Source organism: Actinacidiphila sp. DG2A-62 (genome assembly GCF_035825295.1).
Classification (GTDB): domain Bacteria; phylum Actinomycetota; class Actinomycetes; order Streptomycetales; family Streptomycetaceae; genus Actinacidiphila.
In genome coordinates, this window is sequence record NZ_JAYMGI010000002.1 from 1,228,495 (window position 1) to 1,249,458 (window position 20,964).

The window sequence follows — 20,964 nt, forward strand, 5'->3', positions numbered from 1 at the left end:
CGGCCGTGCCGGCTACGGCCGCTGCGCGCGCAGACCGTCGACGACCCGCCTGAGCAGGCCGGGGTCGGCCGGCTCCGCCGCGGGGACCGGCTGGCGGGCGCGGACCAGCCCGCGGTCGAGCAGGTCGCAGGCCAGCACGCGCACCGCGGAGACCGGCAGGTCGAGGTGGTCCGCCGCCTCCTCGACGCTGAGCGCGCCGCCCTGCAGGGCGTCCAGGAGGGCGAGGTGGGCCGGCGGCAGGTCGTCGTCGGCAGCCCCGCCGTCCGCGCGCGGCTCGTCGGCCAGGGAGAGGACGGACGGGCGGCGCAGGCCGTCCCGGCCGTCGCGGCGGGTGCGGGCGGCGCCCCCGGTGGCCAGGTAGGCGGGGACCAGCGAGCCGCCGGCGCGGCGGCCTCCCGTCATGCCCCGGCGCCGCGGACCCCCGCGGCCGTCGCCTTCTCGCCGAGCCTGGCGACCTGCGAGTGCACCCGGTGGGCCAGCAGGTCGAGTCGGACCTCGGGAGCGCCGAAGGCCGCGACGCAGGTGCCGTCCGCGGCCGGCGCGACCAGGATGTAGCCGTGCTCCGACTCGATCACCACCTGCCGCACCTGCGCGTCCTCGGCGTCGGCGAAGGCCGCGGCGGCGGTCCGGCAGGCGCCCTGCACGGTGCTGACGATGGCCGCGGTGCGCTCGGCCGCGGCCGGCGACAGCGCCTGGGAGGAGGCCGAGACCAGGCCGTCGCCGGTGAGCAGCACGGCGGCCTCCACATGCGGGACCTCAAGGATCGGATCGAGCACCCACGCGGTCTCCCCGGTCTCGCGCTCGCTCATCGTGCATCGTTCCCTTCGCTTCGTGCGGCGGCGTCGGCGGTCGTTCCGGCGCCGTGGTCTGCGGAGGAGGTCTGCGGCTCGGTGCTCGCGGCGCGGTCCCCCACCGCGTCCGCGCCCGCGTCCGCGCCGCCGCCGTCGGCGGCGCCGGCGACACCGGCATCGGCGGCATCGGCATCCGCGGCCTCGCGGGCCTGCCCGGCTGCCCCGGCCTCGCGGGACGCCCCGGCCTCGCGGGACGCCCCGGCGCCGGCCCCGTCCGCGCCGCCCGGCCCGGCGTCCCCGTCGGGCACAGGTACCGGCACGGTCGCCGCGCCCGCGCGGGCCGCCGCCGTGCCGGCCTGGAGCGCGCCCAGCGCCGTCGCCGCGTCCTCGGGCGTACGGGCGCGGGGCACCGCGACGGCGGCGTCGTCCGGCCCGCGCCCGCGCGCCCGGCGCTGCGGCAGCCCGTCGTCGGCGCCGCCGCCCCCGGCGTTCGCGCTGCCGCGGCCGTTCCGGTCGCCGCTCCCGCGGCCGTTCCCGCGGCCGTTCCGCTCGCCGCTCCCGCTGTCGTCCCGGTCCTCGCCCTCCGTAACTCCGGCCGCCCCCGCGGCGGCCGGTCGGACGGAGCGCGGCGCGCTCGCCGAGGGTGGGTGCTCGACCGGGTCGATCCGGCTGAGCAGTCCCTCCCCGATCAGCAGCACCGCGCGCACACCGCCCCGCGGGGACGGCGAGGACAGGTCGACGGACAGGTCGAAGCGTCTGGTGAGGCGGCCGATCGCGGCCAGTCCCATCCGCGGCGGATCGCCCAGCTCCGACAGCAGGACCGGGTCGTGGCCGGCCACCCGGCGCTGCGCGCGGGCGCGCTGCTCGTCGGTCATCCCGGCGCCCGCGTCGTCCACCGTGACGCTCACGCCGCCGGGGACGCGGGCGACCTCGACGGTCACCTCGGACTCCGGCGGGGAGTGCCGCAGCGCGTTGTCGACGAGTTCGGCGACGACGATCGCGACCGGCTCGACGCACTGCGCGACCAGCGCGGTGCCGGCGGCCAGGTGGTTGCGGGTGCGCACCCGGCGGTAGTCGGCCAGCCGGGACAGACCCCCCGCGACCGCGTCGACCAGGTGCGACTCCTCGCGGTCGGGTCCGGCCCAGTCGCCGCAGACCACCGCGGTGATCTGGGCGCGGCGCAGCGACTGCGCGGCGCCGTGGTCGAGGGCGTACAGCGCCTCGGCGAGCGCCGGGTCGTCGTAGCTCCTCTGCAGGGCGCGCAGCCGCTCCTGGAAGCGGTGCAGGGCGGTGCGCACGTCACGGGTGGCGCCGCGTACGGCGGCGCGGGCGGCGGCGTCGACCCGGGCGCGTTCTTGGGCCATCACGGCCGGCACGGTGGCCAGCGCCAGCTCCAGGCAGTCGCCGAGCGGGGTGCCGGCCACGTCGGGGTCGAGCGGTCCGGGGACCGTGACCTCCGGGTGCAGCGCCCGGGACGCGGCGGCCGGGATGCGGGCCTTGGCGAGGTGGTCGACCTCCTCCGCGACCAGCCGCGCGGCCCGGCCCGAGTCCTCCCAGGCGCCGTCGAGTTCGCGTCCGGCGGCCTCGGACTCCTCGTGCGCGGCGGCGAGTTCGTCGTCCATGGAGTCCAGGCGGGACTCCAGGCCGGTGATCTCCTCGCGGGTGACTGAGAGTTGACGGCGGGAGCGCCATAATCCGCCGGCGAGGACGAAGGCCGACAGGGTCCCGGCGGCCAGGCCGGCGAAGGCCAGGTCCGGTGTCTCGATCATCGATGAGCCTCGCGAGGATCAGGGCGTGACGGAGTGGCGCCCGCCCGCGCAGGAGGGGACCAGCCAAGTACACACCGCCGCGGACCGCGCGCGCACTGTTTTGCGGATCACCGTGTGGATTTCATTGCGTTCATGACCGCTTCCGTGCGAACTGTCCCGTGCGGGGGCTGATCCGGCCACGGCGTGGGCCGTGGCCGGATCGGCCCGGTCACCGGGACAGCGCCCGGATCAGTCCTTGAGCAGGGTGAAGTTGCTGGTGGTGGTCGCCCCCTTCACGATCTTCACCGTGGCGGTGGTCGGCTGGTAGCCGTCCTTGGCCACGATCAGCTGGAGCGGGTTGTTGCGGACGTCCAGCCACAGACCGTAGGAGCCGTCGGCGCCGGTCTTCAGGGTGTAGTGGGTCGCCCAGGTGTTGATCTGGACGGTGGCCCCGGCGATCGGCGCACCGCCGGACGCGGAGACCTTGCCGGTGATCTTGCCCCAGGTGGCCGGCGGCTTGACGGTCAGCGAGACGTCGATCGGGGTGAGCCGGTACGGCGTGTCGCTGCCCAGCCCCAGCGAGGCGGTGTACGTGCCGGGCTGGCTGATCTCCGGCGCCGAGGCGTCGAGGGTCACGGTCAGCGTGGTGCTGGCCCCCGGCTGGACGGTGACGGTGTCGGTGCTCTCCGACAGCCAGGTGACGTCGGCGGACTCCGTCTGGTCGTAGCCCGGCAGCACCTCGGAGGTCTTGGCGGGAGTCTGTCCCGCCAGGCCGCCGACCGCGTAGAAGCCGCTGGCGCCGCCGCCGCGGTAGAGCGAGGCGCTCGCGTTGGGCAGCGCCGTCCAGGTGTTGTCGTTCGGCTGGTAGGCCCAGGTCTGGTTGGTCAGCGCCGCGCCGGAGTTGATGGCGCCGCCCTTGACCAGCAGCAGGCCGTTGGCCGCGGTGTAGGCCGAACCCCACGCGTCGGTGGGCTGGTCGGCGATCGGCGACCAGGAGTCGGACGCCGGGTCGTAGACGTAGGCGTGGGTCACGCTGCCCGCGTCGGTGGTGCCGCCGGAGCAGTACAGCTTGCCGGCGATGCCGCCGCAGGACTCCCAGGAGATGGGCTCCGGGTAGGCGGCGACGGAGGACCAGGCGTCGGCGGACGGGTCGTACACGGTCACGTCGGTGGTGCCGCAGGCGGTCGCGGTGCAGCCGCCGACCGAGTACAGCTTGCCGTCCAGGACCGCGCTGCCCGAGCCGGCGTACGGCTTGGGCGTGCTGGCGCCGGTGCTCCAGGTGTTGGAGGCGATGTCGTAGATCTCCAGCTTGGCGTCGGGGCTGCCGCTGGAGCCCCAGCCGCCGGCCGCGTAGAACTTGCCGTCGATGATGCCGTGGGCCGGGGCCTCACGGGTGTCGGCGGCCGAGGCCAGCTTGGTCCAGGCGCCGCTGTCCGCGCTGTACGCGTACAGGTCGCTGGTGTCGTTCACGCCGGTGAAGCCGAAGGCCGAGTAGACGGTGCCCTCGTAGCTGGCCACCGCGTTGTCTCCGGTCGCGGTCGGCAGGTCGGGCACCGGCTGCCAGGCGTCGCCCGCGGCGGTCTGGGCGCTGCCGGAGACGTCGGTGGTGGCCTTGCCCGCCGCGGACTTGCCGGGCTTGGCGCCGGAGGCGGCGCCGTGCGCGGCGAGGGAGTGCGGCGAGAAGGCGCCCTTGACGAGGTTCAGCGGGGCGCCGGCCTTCTGGACGACGACGCCGCCGGGGTTCTCACCGAGGGTGAGGGTGGCCGGCTCGCCGCCGGTGTTCTTCACCGTCACCGTCTGCGAGGCGCTCTTGCCCCAGGCGACGGTCTTGGCGATGGACGCCGGGGTGACCTTCAACTGCCCCGCCTTGAGCGCGACGTTGCGCGCCACGGCGCTGTCCGGGGCGATGTTGACGGTCGCGGTGCCGGTGGTGTATTTCGACGCGCCGACCGACACCGGGTGCTTGCCGGTCAGGTGCGAGAAGAACCAGTAGAAGCCGTCGCCCAGGTCCGGGTCGTCCGGGGTGGCCGCGGTGGTGGCGTGGTCGGCGGTGTTGTCGGTGCTGGTCACCGTCGCGCCGTTAACGCCGGCCTTGGTGTTGGCGTCGGTGACGTTGCCGACCACCAGGCCGCCGGTCACCGGCAGGTAGGCGCGCTCGCCGACGAACACGTTGTCCACCTCCCACCAGTAGGCCCAGGAGCCGGTGTAGTGGAAGCGCAGCCGCACGTCGCTCTTGCCGGCGCAGTCGGCCAGCGAGACGTCGACGTGGCTGGGACCGGTGACGGAGGTGGTGGTCTTGTGCCAGACGGTGGTCCAGGTGGTGCCGCCGTCGGCGGAGACGTCCACGTCCGCCACGGAGTTGGAGTACTCCTTGTAGTCGGTGTCGAAGCTGACCACCGGGTTGGTGGCGTCGGTCAGGTCGTAGGACGGGGACAGCAGCGAGGTGTCCTGGCTGTTGCCCTGGCCGAGGTGGTCGCTGTCGATCATCGCGAACGCGCCCGTGCCGCCGGTGTGGTTGCCCCGGTTGCCGGAGTCGTCGAACTCCCAGCCGCCGGTGGTGCCGTCGGCGTTGCTCACCGTCCAGCCGGTCGGCGGGGCGGTGGTGCTGTCGAACGGCTCGGTGGTGCCGGTCAGCTTCACCTCGTAGCCGGGGGCCTGGGTGGAGTTGCCGTCGACCTTGACGGCCGCGTTGACGGTCTTCGCCGAGGTGCCGACCTGCACGGTCTTGTCGAGGGTCTGGTAGCCGGGGTAGTTGGAGGTGAAGTGCAGCGTGTAGGAGCTGTTCTGGGGCAGCGTCAGGTTGTACGCGCCGGTGGTCGGGTCGGTGTAGACCGGCCCGCCGGGCACGCCGTCGACGCTGACCTTGGCGTACAGCGGCCAGCCGTGGCCGGAGCCGTCGGTGACCTTGCCGGTGACGGTCTGCCGCGGCACCGCGTCGAGCGCGAAGGACTCGGTGACGGTCGCACCGTCCTCCAGCGAGACGCCCGGCATGCTGTCGGTGGTGTAGCCGTAGGCGCTGGCGGTCACGTCGTAGCTGCCCGGCGGGATGTCGAGCTTGTAGGTGCCGTCGGCGCCGGTGGTGGCGCTGTAGTCACCCGCCTTGACGGTGGCGCCGGCGATCGCGGAGCCGGTGGCGTGGTCGGTGATCGTGCCGGTGATCACGCCGTGCGGGCCGCTGCGGAAGGCGGCGAGGCCGTTCGGCGTGCCCAGGCCGGTGGGCCCGTCGTAACCCGTGCCGGCCGTGCACAGCCCGGCGGGCGTGCAGGAGCCGTTGTTGCCCTGGGTCACGTCGTTGAGCGCGCCGCGCTGCGCGTACGGGTAGGAGTTCGGGTACGAACCGGCCGTCGGGGTGCCCGCCGCGGCATAGGTCGCCGCGATGATCGGGGACGAGGCGCTGGTGCCGCCGTAGACCGCCCAGCCGTTGCCGCCGTAGGTCTGGTAGACCGAGACGCCGGTGACCGGGTCGGCGACCGCGGAGACGTCGGCGACGGTCCGCTTGCCGCAGAGCGTGTCGGTCTGGAAGGCCGGCTTGGGCTCGTACAGCGAGCAGCCCGAGCCGGGGCCGCCGTAGGCGTTGTTCCACACCGACTCGGACCAGCCGCGGGGGTTGCTGCTGTCCCGGGTCAGCGCGGTGCCGCCGACCGAGGTGACGTACTGCGACGCGGCCGGGTAGCTGACGCCGTAGTCGCCGTCGCCCGAGGAGGCGACGACCGCGACGCCCGGGTGGTTGTAGTACGGGTCCATGGCGGTGGCCTCGGACGGGTCCTCGCCGCTGCCCGGGGTGCTGTCGTAGCCGGTGCCGTAGGAGTTGGAGACGTACTTCGCGCCGAGCGCGACCGCCTCGTCCACCGCGGCGCCGAGGTCCTCGAAGTTCGCCGAGTCCGCCTCGACCAGCAGGATGTGGGCGGCCGGGGCGGCGGCGGAGACCATGTCGACGTCGAGCGATATCTCGCCGGCCCAGCCCGAGTCGGGCGAGGGCAGGTCGTTGGTGTTGCCGCGCTGGCTGACCTTGCTGAAGCAGCCGTTGGCGGTGGTGCACGCCGGAAGGCCGAACTGCTGGCGGTAGACGGCCAGGTCGGCTTCGGCGTTGGGGTCGTCGTAGGCGTCGACGATGGCGACCGTCTGGCCGGCGCCTCCGTCGGCGGGAAGCGAGTAGGCGCTCTGCAGGTCTGCGGGACCGAAGCCGTCCGGGGTGGCGGCGAGCGGCTGGACGCCCTTGTGGGCGGTCACGTCGGTCCGGCGCAGGGCGAAGCAGGCGAACTCGCCGGGTCCGGGATCGGCGCACTGCCGGACCACGTCCGGCCGGTCCGACCGGTCGGCGGGCGCGGCGTGCGCCTGGCTGCCCGCCACAGCGGCGAGCGGCAGTTGCAGGGCCAGCGCGGCGAGCGCCGTCAGTGTGGCGGCGCGCCGTCTGGTGAACATGGGTCTGCGCAAGGTGGTCTCCCTTGGGCTTTCGGAAACGGTTCGATCGAACCGCTGGCGTATACCTGTGCACCACATGCACCATCGGAATCCCCAGGACCTTGACGGGAACGCGACACATTTTCGGAGGTTGCCCCGCGGCGGCAATCCGCCAGGCGGATGTCCGGTCGTCTCGGCGGGGCCGCGCGGGGCGTCAACTCGCCGATCATTCGCGCGAGTTGACGCCCCGCCTGGACGTTGCCACGCCGTGCGCGGGACAGCGGGCCGGCGCGGTCACGGCGTCCGTGACGGCGCCGTGACGGCGTCCGTGACGGCGCCCGTGACGACGCCGCCCGCGGGTCAGCCGTCGAGCCAGCCGTGCCGGGCGGCGTGCCAGACCAGCTGGACCCGGTTGTCCGCGCCCACCGACCGCTCCATCGCCGCGATGTGCCGCTGCACGGTGCGCACCGCGACGCCGAGCGCCCGCGCCATCGCCGCGTCGGTGCTGCCGCCGACCAGCATGCTCAGGATCCGCAGCCGCACGTCGTCCTGCGGCGGGCCCAGCGGCACCCCGCGGGCCCACAGCGACTCGAAGAGCGACACCAGCGCGTCCAGCAGCCCGCTGGGGCCGATGACCAGCAGCACCGGGTCCGGCGGCGCGCCGTCGGCGGCCAGCGGCAGCATCGCGGTGCGGCGGTCGGCGATGCACAGCCGCACCGGCAGCCGCTCCACCACCCGCACCTGGGTGCCGCTGGGCGCCTGCACCCCGCCGAACGCGAACTCCGCCTCCACCTCGGCGCGTTCCAGCAGCACCCGGCGGCGCACGTGCGGGTCGGCCGCCGACGGCAGGTCCTCGGCCGCGCCCGGCCCGCGGGCGAAGAACAGCAACTCCTCACGGGCCGCGCCGTGCACCTCCGCGGTGTGCCGGGCGATCGCTTCCGCCCCCTGCACGGTCCTGACGATCTCCTCGGCGCGGTGCCCCTCGTGCACCCGCTGGTAGACCACGCCCAGGTGGTCCAACAGTTCCCTTCCCTTGCGTAGTTGCTCCTCGACGCGCGACATCATGGGCAGCAGCCCCGCCTGCGGCGGCAGCGGGTACCACAACCCGTCGGCCCCCTGCTCGGCCAGGCCCCGTGCGGCGAGTTCCCCGCACGCGGCCTCGGCCAGTCTCCCCGGCACCCCCAGAATCCGGGCCAGCTCCGCCGTGGCCACTCCCCTCGTGGCGATCAGCAGCGGATAGGCCCGGTCCGCGTCGGCGCTCAACCCCAGTGCCTCAAACGGACGTTCGGTCATGATCGGGGACTGTAGTCGTCAACGGCGGGTCAATTCCCGGGAATCACACAGGTCACCGGCGACCGGATGACAACGCTGCCATCACGGACGCCGGTGACCCGCGGGTAAGCGAACCGGTTCAGCGCGGCCGGTGGGCGGTCCGTGGCGCGGATCCGCCGACCGGTTCCGCCCGCCGCCCGGTCCGCGCGGCCGAGCCCGTTCAGCTCGTTCGGTCCGCGCCACCGGCCCGTTCAGCTCCGTTCGGCGGCGAGCAGCGCCAGCTCCTGTTCCACCGCCTGCCGGTGCAGCTCGGCGTCCTCCCGCGCCCGCTTGGGACTCCAGCGCCCGGCCATCAGGAAGACGAACGGCAGGAAGACCACCTGGCCGGCGATGCAGATCCACCACCAGTCACGCCACTGGCCCGGCCCGTCGTGGGACGCCTTCTGCACCTTCGTGCCGTACTTCTGCAACAGCGCGAGCTGCGGCTGCGCCTTCCGCACCACCGCCAGGTCCGCCGGCCCCACTTCCCGCACCGCCCGCGCGGTGAGCGCCGCGGGCGCCTTGCCCGGCGGGTACGCGCCGAGTTCGGCGAACAACCGCGGGTGCGCGCCGACGACGCGGAGCGCCGGTCCGGCCTGCCGCTGCGCTGCGGCGACCTGCGTGCCGTGGTCCACCAGCGGGGTGACCGAGGTGACCAGCACCGGGATGAACGCGGTGGAGACCGCGACCACGATCCGTATCGTCCAGCCCCACACCGCGAGTCCCGTCGCGGTCGCCGCCGGGTTGTGCTTCTCCACGGTCTCGGTGAACGAGGCCATCCACGGCCCGTACGCGACACCGCTGAAGACGCCGATGCACACGAACAGCCAGGCGAAGGTGTAGTAGTCGGTGCCCGGGTGGGTGGCCCGGGTGGCGAAGACCGCGGTGGCCGCGATCGACCCGACCGCGCCCACGATCATGAACGGCTTGCGCACCCGCAGCCGGTCCGACAGCACTCCGACGGCCACCAGCGCGACGGCGTTGGCCGCCCAGTACCAGTTGGCGACCGCGTTGGCGCGCTGCTCGGTGTAGCCGTAGGTGGTGGCGAAGAAGACCACGAAGTTGCCGACGGCCGCGAAGTACAACAGCAGGTAGAGCGAGATGGCCAGCGCCGAGCCGGTGATGTCGGGGCGCATCATCTGCCGCCACTCGCCGCGCCGGCCGGCGGCCGGGTCGAGCCCCTTGGCGCGGGCCTCGACCAGCGCCCGGTCCCGCAGCGTCACCATGATCTGGTCGCGCAGCGCCGGCGACAGCTCGCGCAGCGCGAACAGGGCGACCACGAAGACCACGAGCCCCGCGGCGCCGGAGTAGCGGACCTCGTCCTGCCAGCTGGAGGTGTCCAGCGTGGTGCTGGTGACGGTGGTGACGACCAGGCTGCCGACCACCGGGCCCATCGTCCACGCGCCCATCGCGGTGGCCCGTCCGAGCTGCGGCGAGAAGTCCCTGATCAGTGCGGGCGTCGCCACGAGCACGACGCCCTCGATCAGGCTGACCGCCGCGAACATCACCAGGTACGCGGCCTTGCCGCCGGCGTTGGGCAGCCCGAAGAAGACCAGCAGCGAGGCGGCCAGCAGTCCGTAGACCACCATGTTGGCCCGGCCCCAGCGGTCGGCGAGCCCGGCGGCCAGCGAGGCGAAGGCGCCGACCGCGTTGCCGACGACCGACACCCACACGAAGTAGCGGTAGGTCATGCCGAAGTGGGTGATGATCGAGGTGGCCACGGCGTACTGGACGTAGAGCATGTAGTACAGCACGACGGTGGTGACCACCACGATGGCCAGATACGACATCCGGCGCCCGGTGGGGGGATACGCGCCCAGGTCGCGCCGGTAGAGCCGGCCGAGCACGGAGACGGCGCCGGCCGGGGCCGGCCCCGGTCTGCCGTCGTCGAAGGACGTCGGGGTGGCGGACATACGGCTCCTCCTGGAATGTCGGAATTCCGGGGGTGACTGGTGGGCAGAGGGTAGTACCGACCAGTCGGTATGCCTAGGGGGTGCGCACACCTCGCCGCGGCGCCGGGAGAGCGGCCGACGGCCCGGGCGTCGCTGCGCGCCCTCGCTCCGGCGGCGCTGGACCGCACGCCCGGCCGCACCGAGCTCAAGGGGTGAAGGCAGCGGACGCAGGGTTCCGCACGAGAACGCTTTCTGCTTCAGGCATCGGAAAGCGACCGGTCAGCGACCGGTCAGCGGGCGGTCGCGCCGATCTCGGCCAGGCGACGTGCGAGGTACTTGCGCTCGGTGTCGGTCGCGGCGAGGTCAAGAGCGTTCCGGTACGCCTGGGCGGCCTCGTTCCAGCGGCTCAGCCGGCGCAGCAGATCCGCGCGGACCGCGGGCAGCAGGTGGTAGCCGTCGAGCTTGCAGGCGGCGGACAGCTCGTCGACGAGGGCGAGGCCGACCGCCGGACCCTCCGCCATGGCGATGGCCACCGCGCGGTTCAGCTCCACCACCGGCGACGGCATGACCTCGGCCAGCCTGCGGTAGAGATGGGCGATCGCCGCCCAGTCGGTGTCCGCCTCCGAAGTGGCGGTGGCGTGGCAGGCCGCGATGGTGGCCTGGAGCTGGTACGGGCCGACGTCGGCGCGGTCCAGTGCGGACTCCAGGACGGCGATGCCCTCCTCGATCTCGTCGCGCTGCCAGGACGAGCGGTCCTGGTCGGCGAGCGGGACGAGCTCCCCGGCGCCGTTGATCCGGGCGTCGCGCCGGGCGTGGTGCAGCAGCATGAGCGCGTTCAGGCCCAGCACTTCGGGCTGGTCGGGCATGAGCCGGGCGAGCAGCCGCACCAGCCGGATCGCCTCGGCGCACAGGTCGGGCCGCAGCAGATCGGCGCCGGTGGTCGCGGTGTAGCCCTCGTTGAACAGCAGGTAGAGCACCGCGAGCACGCCGGGCAGCCGTTCGGGCAGCAGATCGGCCGGCGGCACCCGGAAGGGGATCTGGCTGTGTCGGATCTTCTCCTTGCCGCGCACCAGGCGCTTGGCCATGGTCTGTTCGGAGACCAGGCTCGCGCGGGCGATCTCCGCGGTGGTCAGCCCGGCGAGTGTGCGCAGCGTCAGCGCCACCCGGGAGGGCAGCGGCAGCGCGGGGTGGCAGCAGGTGAACATCAGCCGGAGACGGTCGTCCTCGATGTCCTCGGGGTCGTCCGGCAGCACCTCTTGGTCGTGCCGCAGGTCCAGCGCGATCTGACGGAGCTTGGCCGTCTCGACGCTGCGCCGCCGCAGCTTGTCGATCGCCCGGTTGCGGGCGGTCGTGACGATCCAGGCGCCCGGCCGGGCCGGCACGCCGTCTCCCGGCCACCGGGCCAGGGCCTGGGTGAACGCGTCCTGCGTACACTCCTCGGCCAGGTCCCAGTCGCCGGTGGTGCGGATCAGCGTCGCCACCACCCGGGCCCACTCGGTCCGGAAGGTGTCCGCGACGGCCGCCTCGACGTTCACCCGCGGAACGGGCGGATCTCGATCCGGCCGGTGAGGGCCACCGGGTGCCGGGCGGCGATCTCGATCGCCTCCTTGACGTCGGCGCAGTCGATGATGTCGTAGCCCGCGATGACTTCCTTGGTCTCCGCGAACGGCCCGTCGGCGAGCAGCACTTCGCCGCCGCGGACGCGTACCGTGGTGGCGTCCCGGTACGGTCGCAGCTCGTCCCCGTGCAGCCGGATGCCGGCGGCGTCCAGTTCGTCGGCCCACGGCATCGGTTCGTCGGGCTCGACCGGCTCCTGGGGCTCGCGGTCGTAGACAGCTTTGTCCACGCAGACGAAGAGCATGAACTTCATCGCTTCGTACCTCCAGTCGGGCCCGTGCACGGCAGTGCTGATCCTACGGTGCGGCGCCCGTCGTCGTCCGGTGATGACGTGAAACCCGGCGGCCCGGTGGGACCCGTTCCGTATCCGCCTGACAGCACGACGAACGGGCCGTCGTGGAAAGGACATCACGGACCGGACGGGCCGCGCCGGGCCGCCGGGCATCGGCCGCCGGGGGCCACCGGCGACGGGTGGCTAGGGCGCGGTGGGGCCGGTCGGCGGCAGGCCCTCGGCGGCGAGCCGCCAGATGACGTCGGCCGCCGCGGTGCTGAACTCCGAGAGCGCCTTGGGGTTCAGGTTGTGGATGTCGTCGCACGCCGCGTGGAAGCAGGCGTCATAGGACACCCCCGCGGTTCCCCCGTATGTGGCGGCCTCCTGCGGTGTCTTGAGGTCGGCGGCGCCGCCGAACAGGCCGCCGGTCGGCACGCCGGCGTCGATCAGCGGACCGAGCGAGGCGCCGTCGAACGTGGTCGGCTCGATCGGCTCGGTCGCCAGTCCCCGTGCCTGGAACCAGTCGTTGAACAGCTGCTGGATCTGCACCGATCCGGGAGGGCCGTCGCCGTTGAAGACGAACCGGACGTAGTTCGGCGAGCCGATCGAGTCCAGGTCGATGCCCGCGTAGATGCGGCCCAGGTCGGCCGCGCTGAGCGACTGCGCGTAGTGGTACGACCCCTGGAGCCCGATCTGGCCGGTGTCGGGGTCGCGCACCGCCCGGGTCTCCTCGGCGCCGAAGAAGACGAACCGGATCTTGTACCGCGGGTTCAGGTGCAGCCGGTGGATCTGCTCGGCGATCTCCAGGGCGGCCGCGACCCCGCTGCCGTCCTCGTTGATGCCGGGGCCGGTCGGCAGGGCGTCCAGCGGGGCGTGCACCAGCAGCACGTGCCGCGGGTCGCCGCCCTTGCTCTCGGCGATGATGTTCTCGGTGGTCGCGTTCGGGTTGTTCCGCGTGCTGGTCCGCACGTGCAGGGTGACCGGCCCGGACTTGGCCGCGTTGTACAGCGCGGCCCCGTCGGCGTAGCTGAGCATCCCCACGACCGGGACGGCGGCGGTCTCGCCGACGGTCCCGCCCTCGGCCTGGTCGCGGCCCGGCTGACCCTCGTTGAAGATGACCACCGCGGCATAACCGGCCGCTTGGGCGTTGAGCACCTTGGTCTCGAAGGCGCAGGTGCCGCGCTGCACGAGCGCGATCGGCCGCTCCCCGCTGCCGACCGGCGGGAAGTCCGCCACGTCGCACCCGGAACTGGAGCTGGGCGTCGGCGCGGGCGGGACCATGACGTTGGTGGTCGGGACCAGCGGACCGGTCACGTCACCGCTGCCGGAGTACGCGAACGTCGTGGTGGTGAAGGCGACCGGCGCCGGGGACACCTCGTCGACCACCGGCGGGGCGAGCTCGTCGTAGAACGGGAAGGTGAAGCCCTGCTCCTTCACCGAGTACCCCGCGTCGCGCAGCGTCCCCTCCACGTAGCGGGCCGCGGCCTCGAATCCGGGCGTGCCGGAGGCGCGCACCTCGTCGTTGTGGTCGGCTATGCGTGCCAGCGCCCGCTCGTGAGCCATGACTGCGCGGGAGGTGACGCTCCTGGCCAGTGCCTTTGCGGCGACGAAGGCCGGCACGCCGTGGGCGTGCGCGGCGGTGGCCGCGGTGGCGGCGGGCTGTGCGGTCATTGCGACCGCGGCAACGGTAGCCGTGGTGACGAGCATCGCGAAGCGTCTTCGCATGGTCCCCTCTTTCGTCTTCTGGCATCTGGTGCAACATGGGCCCTACAGCCGGACGGCGCGCACCCCGCCGTGAGGCGGAATGCGCGCCGTGTGGTGCGGTCGTGCGGTGGAGTGGTCCCCCGGTGGTGCGGTGGTGCGAGCGGGTCCTTCCGGCCGCGCCGGTCTACTTGTAGGCGAGGGCCTGGAGCTCGAAAAGCTCCGCGTACAGGCCGCCGCTCTGGACGAGGGTCTGGTGGTCGCCGGTCTCCACGATCCGGCCGTCCTTGACGACGACGATCACGTCGGCCATGCGGACCGTGGAGAAGCGGTGCGAGACGAACAGGGTGATCGCGCCGGTGGTCTCGCGGACCTGGCGGGCCTGCTCCGCATACCGCTCGAACAGGTGGTGCTCGGCCTCCGGGTCCAGCGCCGAGGTCGGCTCGTCGAGCACCAGCAGCAGCGGCGTCTCGCGCATCAGGGCGCGGCCGAGGGCCAGCTTCTGCCACTGGCCGCCGGATAGTTCCGCGCCCTCGGTGTAACTGGTACCGAGCTGGGTGTCGAGGCCCGACTCCAACTGCTCGATGAGGTCGGTGGCATGGGCGCGTTCCAGCGCGGTGGTCACGGCAGGCGCGTCGTCGATGCGCGGCAGGTCGCCGAGCCCGACGGTGCTGCCCGCGGTCAGCTCGTAGCGCACGAAGTCCTGGAAGCCCGCCGCGATCCGCTGTCGCCACTGCTCGGCGGGCAGCCGGCGCAGGTCGGCGCCGTCGACCAGAATGCGGCCCGCGGACGGCCGGTAGAGCCCGCACAGCAACTTGACCAGGGTGCTCTTGCCGGCGCCGTTCTCCCCCACGATGGCGACCGTGGCGCCGGCCGGCAGGGTGAGCGAGACGTCACTGAGCACCTGGGTGGTGGTGCCGGGGTAGGTGAAGGCGACGTTCTGCAGCTCGATGCCCTGCGACAGCCGCTCCTCGGGGGTGCGGTCCACCGGCAGCGTCTCCTCGACGGCCACCAGGTCGCGCACGGTGTCCATGCGGCGGAGCGTGCCCGCCATCCGCTGAAGGTCGCTCAGCAGGCTGACCGCGGAGGCGACCTGCCGGTTGACCTGGGTGGCCAGCGAGATCACCAGCACCACGTCGCCGACGCTGTGGTGGCCGGTGATGGCCTCGCGGATCACCAGGATCATCGCGCCCATGTACGCCAGGCCGAAGATCATCTGCCCGCCGGCCCTGACCAGGGCGGCCTTGTTGTTGGCCCGCCACAGCCCGCGGCTGGTGTCGGCCCACAGCTCGGCGTGGCGGCGGCGCAGCTCGCCGCTCATCTGGAACACCCGCAGTTCGCCCGCGTAGCGCGCGGAGGAGGCCAGCCGGAAGAGGTTCAGCGCGATCCGGGTGGACTCCGCGGTGTCGGTCCTCGCCTGATCGTTGATCTGCTCGGCCTTGCGTCCGGCCAGCAGCGGGGGTACCGCGGCAACCGGGAGCAGCAGCAGGAGCGGGTCCAGCCGGGCCAGCAGCACCGCGGTGAAGATCACCGCGAGGATCAGCCCGAAGGTGGCGAACAGCGCCTGGAAGGCGTTGGGGAAGCGCCTGCTCTCCGGGCCGAGCACGGTCACCATGTCGGCGTAGTCGGACCGCTCGTGGTGCTCGATGCCCTCCGAACCGTTGGACAGGGTCATCAGGTCCTCGACGAAGTCGAGTTCGGCGAGTTCGGCGAGTTCGAAGTAGGCGACGTGGGCGAAGTTCCCGAAGGACAGGGTGACGATCGCCAGCACGGCGACCACCACGCCGTACCCGGCCGCGTCGCCGGAGTGGCCGTCGACGACCGCGTCGGTCATCAGGCCGAGGAACGCGGCGAGCAGCGGTGCCGCCACCGCGCCGGCCATCATCAGCACGATCGCGGTCAGCGCCTTGCGCCAGTCGACCTTCCAGGCGATCTTCAGCAGCCGCCACGAGCCGTTCAGCGTCTCCTTCACAGCGCCCTCTCCACGGTCTCTTCGTTCTGTGCTGGCGCGCCGTCCGCGCCGCCCTCGGGATCGTCGCCGGAGTCGGTGAAGCGGTCCGCCTGGAGCCTGAACAGGTGGGCGTAGCGGCCCTCGGCGGCCAGCAGTTCCTCGTGGCTGCCGTGCTCGGTGACCTTGCCGTTCTCCAGCACGACGATCAGGTCGGCCTGCCGGACGGTGGAGAACCGGTGCGAGATCAGCAGCGTCGTGGCGCCGCGGGCGATGTCGGTGAACTCCTTGAAGAACCCGGCCTCGGCGCGGACGTCCAGGCTCGCGGTCGGCTCGTCCAGCACCAGCACCGGCGATCCGTGGCGCAGCGCGAACAGGGCGCGGGCCAGCGCGATCCGCTGCCACTGGCCGCCGGACAGGTCCGCGCCGCCGTCCAGGTGGCGGGCCAGCGGGGTGTCCATGCCGCGCGGCAGGCCGTCGAGCACCTCGTCGAGGCCGACCGCCTCGATGACCGCACGCACGCCCTCGCGGTCGTCGACGTGGGCCACCGACCCGAAGGCGACGTTGTCGGCGGCGGACACCTCGTATCGGGCGAAGTCCTGGAAGATCACCCCGAGTTTGGCCCGCCACGCCTCGACCGGATACGTGCGGATGTCGACACCGTCGAGCAGGATCGCGCCGGAGGTCGGCTCGTGGAGCCGGGCGAGCAGCTTCACCAGCGTCGTCTTGCCCGCGCCGTTCACCCCGACCAGGGCCGTGCACCGGCCGATCGGCAGGGTGAGGTCCAGCTCGTCGAGGATCATCCGCTGCTGGCCCGGGTAGTGGAAGCTGACCTTGTCGAAGCGGATGGTCCCCGTCGGCTCCGGCACCTCGGTGTCGGCGCCGTCCTGCGCGGCTCCGCGGGAGTCCTCCACGGTCCGCGCAGCGTCCGGCTCGCCGCCGGCCATACCGGAGAAGAAGCGGCGCACCGCGTCGTAGGCGTGCATGCCGACCGCGGTCGGCAGGTCGGACTCGCGGTAGAACTCGCCGAGGCTCAGCGCGCTGAGCGCGGCGGTGATCACCATGACGAAGTCGGTGAGGGTGAGGTCCGAGCCGCTGTCGGCGGCGGCGTGGCCGACGAGCGCCATCACCGACGCGGTGACGGCCATGCCCCAGGCGGTGAACCACACGAACGGCCACAGGTAGATGCGCCTGCGGGCCGCCCACAGCGGTTCCAGCCACTCCAGATAGTTCCGCCGCCACAGCTCGCGGAGCCAGTCGATCAGGCCGAAGACCCTGATCTCCTTGGCGGCTTCGGCGTCGATGGTCAGCGCCCTCAGGTAGTCGTTCTTCAGCTCGGCGCCGTCGAGTTGGAAGCGGACGTCGGCGTACTTGCGCAGGCCGCCGCGCAGGCCGTAACGGAAGAGCATCACCGCGACGACGAGCCCGGCCGCGGCCAGCCAGGAGAACACCGCACCGACCACGCCCGCGTACCCGGCGAGCTGGGTGTAGCGGCCGAGGAGCGCGAGCTGTCCCGCGCACGCCTGGCCGGGGCTCTGCACCCAGGTCTCCAGCTCGCGGGCCGCGGTGCGCAGGTCCTCGATGACCCGCGGGTCCTCCAGCGGCCCGACGCCGGTGGTGCTGGTCGCCGCGGCCATCACGTCGTCGATCACCCGGCCGTCGACCTGCCGGGCGACCAGTTCGCCGACCGACTCGCGGACCGGCGCGACGATCTGCTGGCCGATGAAGGCCCCCGCGGCGACGAAGAAGGCGTGCAGCAGCGAGTCCCAGGCGTGCGAACCCAGTCCCCCGTCGACGGCGGCGGGTACCCGGCCGAGCACCACGGCCGCGGCGACGACGAACACCACGGGCAGCGCGCCCAGCAGGACGTTCACGAACACGTCGAGGGCGATCAGCGGGGCGCCGGCGCGCCGGGTGAGCACGGTGATGTCGACGCGTGCCAGGGCCAGTTGGGCCTGGCACGCTGCGTTCCTCGCGGGGCGTCACCGCACACGTCCTTCGGGCCCGCGCCCACGGTCGCGGTCCGGGCGGCGGCCGGGGTCGCGGTACGGGGCGGCTCCGCCGCGTTCCAGATCGTGTGTCATCGGTCCTCCGTGCCTCCGCATCACCGTCATGGTCACTGCACCACCGCGTCGTCGCAGGGTCGTTCGGGTTCGCGGAGCCGGCCGTGGCGGCGGCCGGACCGCTTGCGTTGCTGCATCGACGAACCGCGGTCCGCCGGATGGACACCGGACGGTCAGATGCGGAGCACAACCTTCCCGGTGTAGACGCCGTTGAGCAGGTTCACCGCGGCCGTGACGCCGTTCTCCAGCCCGTCGACGATGGTCTCGGCGACGACCACCTCGCCGGAGCGGACCCAGCGGGGGAACTGCTCATCGAACTCCGGGAACAGGTCGGTGTGGTCGAACGTGTAGAAGCCGAGCAGGCTCAGCCGCTTGCCGATCACGGCCAGGATGTTGGCGGGTCCCCGCGGCACGCCGGTCCTGATCTCCTGCATGCCGCCGCCCATGACGATCCGGCCGTGCGGCTTCAGCGCGTCGATGGCCGCCTCCAGGTGGGAGCCGCCGACGTTGTCGAAGTACACGTCGAGGCCGTCCAGGTGCTGTCGGATGCCGTCGTGGTAGTCGAACGCCACGTCGAAGCCGAGCGTGTCGCGCAGATAGGCGGCCTTCTCGGGTGTGCCCGCCGAGCCGATCACCCGGGTGGCGCCGCGCAGCCGGGCGATCTGCCCGGCCATGGTGCCCACTCCCCCGGCCGCGCTCGACACCCAGAAGGTGTCGCCCTGCTGGATCTGCGCGACGTGCGTACCGACGTACGCGGTCAGCCCGAAGCACAGGTGGTGGGTCAGCGAGGGGTAGCGGTCGGGGTCGACGCGGCGGAACTCCGCGGCCGCTTCGACCGCGTAGTCGCGGAAGCCGAAGCGGTGCCACACGATGTCGCCGACGTCCAGACCGTCGTCCGCCGTCTCGACGACCTCGCCGATCGCGTCGCACCACATCGGCTCGCCCGGCTGGTAGTCGGGGATGTCGACCTTGCTGAGGTCGTTCATCCGCAGCAGCAGACCGGGGTCGATGGACATGAACAGGTTGCGCACGACGACCTGGCCGGGGCGCGGGGCCGGCACCGGCACCTCGACCATCTTCGTGTCGCCCGGCGCGGGCAGCTTCCCGGTCGGGCGCGACACCAGGTGCACTTCACGACTACGTCTCACGGCAACGTCTCCTTCGCGGCGGTGCGTTCTACGCGGTGCGCTGTTCGCGGTGCGTCATGCGTCCTGCGTGGTACGTGTCTGCCTGCTGCGGCGGGCCTCAGGCGCCGCTGGGCACCGGCACCTCGACGGGCTCGGGAGCGCCGCCGGCGAAGGGGTGCTTGGGGGACGGCGCCCCGGCCAGCTCGTGGATGCCCTGCTGGATCCCGGCCACGATCTGCCGGGCCTCCTCGGCGGTCGGCGCCGCCGCGATCACCGCGATGATCGGGTCGGGCCACGGCAGCGCCCGCACGCTGGTCGGGTACGCCCGCACCCCGGACTTCCACAGCCGCTCGAACACCGGCCGGATGTGGTCCTCGTACGTGGTCCCGTCCGCGACCGGCATCATGAAGTGCGCGGACAGGGTGAGTTCCTTCTCCGCGCCCCACATCCGCAGCAGGCCGCCCGCGTGCAGCGAGCCGCTGCGGCGGGCGTTGATCTCGGTGACGTAGAGCTGGTCGTCGGCGCCGGCCACGCAGTCGCAGCACATCCAGCCGCGGTAGCCCAGCTTGTGCGCCGCCTCGCCCAGTTCGCGCGCCGTCTTGGTGAGCCGCTCGCCCCACACTGGGGGCAGCGCGCCCTGGCCGACGTCCACGCTGCGGAAGGAGTAGCCGTGCTCGACGGTCAGCGTGCACCACACGACGTCCTCGACGCCGTCCTCGCCGACCAGGATGTCCGCGGCCGGGCAGCCGATGCCCTCGGCGTGCTCGACGAACTGCTGGATGAGGATGGGGAAGGCGAAGAAGGAGTCACGGGAGGCGTTGTCGAGGAACTCCTCGACGCTGCCGGGGGTGTCGGAGACGACCGCGGAGCCGTCGCCCGCGACGCCGAACAGGGTGCGGGCGATCACCCGGCCGTGCCGGGCGGTCATCGCCCGCAGGGCGCCGCGCAGTTCGACCCAGTTGCCGACCACCATGCCCTGCGCGACCCGGATGTCCGGCAGCTGCCGGGCCAGGTCGAGGGCGCTGACCTTGGAGTCCAGGTAGAGGCTGGCCCAGTAGTCGTCCTCAGGGAGGTGGTCGAGCTCGACCGTCAGACCCCAGCCGCGCAGCATCGCCGCGAGCAGATAGGTCTCCGGGGTCGGGCCGACGATCAGCAGCCGCACGGTGTCGTGGCCGGACAGGTGGTTGCGCAGCTCGTACTGCGCCTCGCCGTCCTTGAGCAGGTCCTCCACCAGCAGGCCGGTGCGCATGGCCGGCGACACCACCGGGGCGGGGGTCAGACCCAGCTCCCGGTGGATGTCGGCGTACCACTGCTCGTTCCAGCCGAGGGGCAGAACCATCACCCGCGGATTGTCGGTCCAGAAGACCGCGTGCTCGCACTCGTACGTGCCGCTGAAGCGCACCACGCGCTCCCGCTCGTCACCGGTGAGGTTCAGCGCCGGGTTGCGCAGGTGGTATTCGGCGCTGTTGGGAACGATGAGCTCGACAACTTCAGACATCTGCGGGGTCCTCGATCTCTCGGGAGACTGCGGGCGGCTAAAGGCTTGCGTCGGATCGGCCGACTGCGGGGCGGATCAGTCCTGCGCGATCTCCTGCGCGATCTCCCAGACGTTGCCCGCCGGGTCGGCGAAGGCCGCGGTGCGCCGGCCCCAGGGCTGGTCCACGGGGCCGTTGATCAGCTTCACGCCGTGCTGCTCCAGCTCCGCGGCGACGGCGTTCGCGTCCTTCACGTTGATCGTCAGCAGAGCGCGGGCGCCCGTCCCCGGTCCGGCGACGCTGGCCGGCGCGATGAGCCCGTGCGCCTCCGACACATCCAGCAGATTGATCATCAGGTTGTTCAGCTTCACGACCGCGGACTCGTCGTCCTCGTAGACCACCTCCAGGCCGAAGACCTCCGTGTAGAAGGTCTTCGTCGCGGGGAGGTCCTCGACGAACAGGGTGATGACCTCGATCTCGCTCAGTGCCTTGATCACGTGCGCTCCTCCGATGTGCTGTGCTTGTGCCTGCTTGTGCCTGCTTGCCCTACGACCCCTACGACGAACGGGGACCCGCGCGCTGGACACCCCGCTGCCAACTCGTCCGCCCGGTCGGCGGA

The 20,964-nt window shown here is 72.7% G+C and carries 14 protein-coding genes; all 14 read right to left on the reverse strand.

All coding sequences use genetic code 11. From position 1 onward, the window contains the following. Positions 1-12 precede the first annotated feature (12 nt). Entirely contained in the window at positions 13-402 is a 390-nt protein-coding gene (locus VSR01_RS05725) for a DUF742 domain-containing protein (RefSeq protein WP_326448185.1), read from the reverse strand. Further along, positions 399-809 carry a roadblock/LC7 domain-containing protein gene (locus tag VSR01_RS05730; RefSeq protein WP_326448186.1) on the reverse strand — a complete coding sequence of 137 codons (411 nt, stop codon included), beginning with the start codon at positions 807-809 and terminating at the stop codon, positions 399-401. The genes VSR01_RS05725 and VSR01_RS05730 overlap by 4 nt, the downstream gene beginning before the upstream one ends. Beyond that, complete coding sequence (locus tag VSR01_RS05735; RefSeq protein WP_326448187.1) at positions 806-2,560, reverse strand: ATP-binding protein; 1,755 nt, start codon at positions 2,558-2,560, stop codon at positions 806-808. Before VSR01_RS05735 ends, VSR01_RS05730 begins: the two co-directional genes overlap by 4 nt. A 228-nt stretch (positions 2,561-2,788) precedes the next feature. Then, the gene (locus tag VSR01_RS05740; protein WP_442785648.1) at positions 2,789-6,961 is read right to left on the reverse strand and encodes a carboxypeptidase regulatory-like domain-containing protein; all 4,173 of its coding nucleotides are present in this window, start codon (positions 6,959-6,961) and stop codon (positions 2,789-2,791) included. A 339-nt stretch (positions 6,962-7,300) separates the two neighbouring features. After that, positions 7,301-8,233, reverse strand: coding sequence for a LuxR C-terminal-related transcriptional regulator (locus VSR01_RS05745; RefSeq protein WP_326448189.1), 933 nt, complete (start codon positions 8,231-8,233; stop codon positions 7,301-7,303). Between the two features lie 230 nt (positions 8,234-8,463). After that, positions 8,464-10,164, reverse strand: coding sequence for an MFS transporter (locus VSR01_RS05750; RefSeq protein ID WP_326448190.1), 1,701 nt, complete (start codon positions 10,162-10,164; stop codon positions 8,464-8,466). A 269-nt stretch (positions 10,165-10,433) separates the two neighbouring features. Beyond that, positions 10,434-11,678: an RNA polymerase sigma factor gene (locus tag VSR01_RS05755; protein ID WP_326448191.1), complete on the reverse strand. Its 1,245-nt coding sequence runs from the start codon at positions 11,676-11,678 to the stop codon at positions 10,434-10,436. Continuing rightward, positions 11,675-12,013, reverse strand: coding sequence for a YciI family protein (locus tag VSR01_RS05760; protein WP_326448192.1), 339 nt, complete (start codon positions 12,011-12,013; stop codon positions 11,675-11,677). Before VSR01_RS05760 ends, VSR01_RS05755 begins: the two co-directional genes overlap by 4 nt. A gap of 222 nt (positions 12,014-12,235) precedes the next feature. Then, the gene (locus VSR01_RS05765; protein ID WP_326448193.1) at positions 12,236-13,756 is read right to left on the reverse strand and encodes a M28 family peptidase; all 1,521 of its coding nucleotides are present in this window, start codon (positions 13,754-13,756) and stop codon (positions 12,236-12,238) included. Between the two features lie 163 nt (positions 13,757-13,919). Next, a complete protein-coding gene (locus tag VSR01_RS05770) occupies positions 13,920-15,704 on the reverse strand; it encodes an ABC transporter ATP-binding protein (protein WP_326448194.1) in 1,785 nt (594 codons plus the stop codon). Beyond that, the gene (locus VSR01_RS05775) at positions 15,701-17,602 is read right to left on the reverse strand and encodes an ABC transporter ATP-binding protein (RefSeq protein WP_326448195.1); all 1,902 of its coding nucleotides are present in this window, start codon (positions 17,600-17,602) and stop codon (positions 15,701-15,703) included. The genes VSR01_RS05770 and VSR01_RS05775 overlap by 4 nt, the downstream gene beginning before the upstream one ends. A 314-nt stretch (positions 17,603-17,916) precedes the next feature. Continuing rightward, complete coding sequence (locus VSR01_RS05780) at positions 17,917-18,891, reverse strand: NADP-dependent oxidoreductase (protein ID WP_326448196.1); 975 nt, start codon at positions 18,889-18,891, stop codon at positions 17,917-17,919. 97 nt (positions 18,892-18,988) lie between these two features. Next, a complete protein-coding gene (locus VSR01_RS05785) occupies positions 18,989-20,368 on the reverse strand; it encodes a hypothetical protein (RefSeq protein WP_326448197.1) in 1,380 nt (459 codons plus the stop codon). 75 nt (positions 20,369-20,443) lie between these two features. Beyond that, a complete protein-coding gene (locus VSR01_RS05790) occupies positions 20,444-20,842 on the reverse strand; it encodes a VOC family protein (protein ID WP_326448198.1) in 399 nt (132 codons plus the stop codon). Between the last annotated feature and the right edge of the window lie 122 nt (positions 20,843-20,964).

Excerpts from the sequence above, each read along its gene's own strand:
- VSR01_RS05725 (WP_326448185.1), bottom strand. The coding sequence starts at position 402 with ATGACGGGAGGCCGCCGCGCCGGCGGCTCGCTGGTCCCCGCCTACCTG.
- VSR01_RS05730 (WP_326448186.1), bottom strand. The coding sequence starts at position 809 with ATGAGCGAGCGCGAGACCGGGGAGACCGCGTGGGTGCTCGATCCGATC.
- VSR01_RS05735 (WP_326448187.1), bottom strand. The coding sequence starts at position 2,560 with ATGATCGAGACACCGGACCTGGCCTTCGCCGGCCTGGCCGCCGGGACC.
- VSR01_RS05740 (WP_442785648.1), bottom strand. The coding sequence starts at position 6,961 with ATGTTCACCAGACGGCGCGCCGCCACACTGACGGCGCTCGCCGCGCTG.
- VSR01_RS05745 (WP_326448189.1), bottom strand. The coding sequence starts at position 8,233 with ATGACCGAACGTCCGTTTGAGGCACTGGGGTTGAGCGCCGACGCGGAC.
- VSR01_RS05750 (WP_326448190.1), bottom strand. The coding sequence starts at position 10,164 with ATGTCCGCCACCCCGACGTCCTTCGACGACGGCAGACCGGGGCCGGCC.
- VSR01_RS05760 (WP_326448192.1), bottom strand. The coding sequence starts at position 12,013 with ATGAAGTTCATGCTCTTCGTCTGCGTGGACAAAGCTGTCTACGACCGC.
- VSR01_RS05765 (WP_326448193.1), bottom strand. The coding sequence starts at position 13,756 with ATGCGAAGACGCTTCGCGATGCTCGTCACCACGGCTACCGTTGCCGCG.
- VSR01_RS05785 (WP_326448197.1), bottom strand. The coding sequence starts at position 20,368 with ATGTCTGAAGTTGTCGAGCTCATCGTTCCCAACAGCGCCGAATACCAC.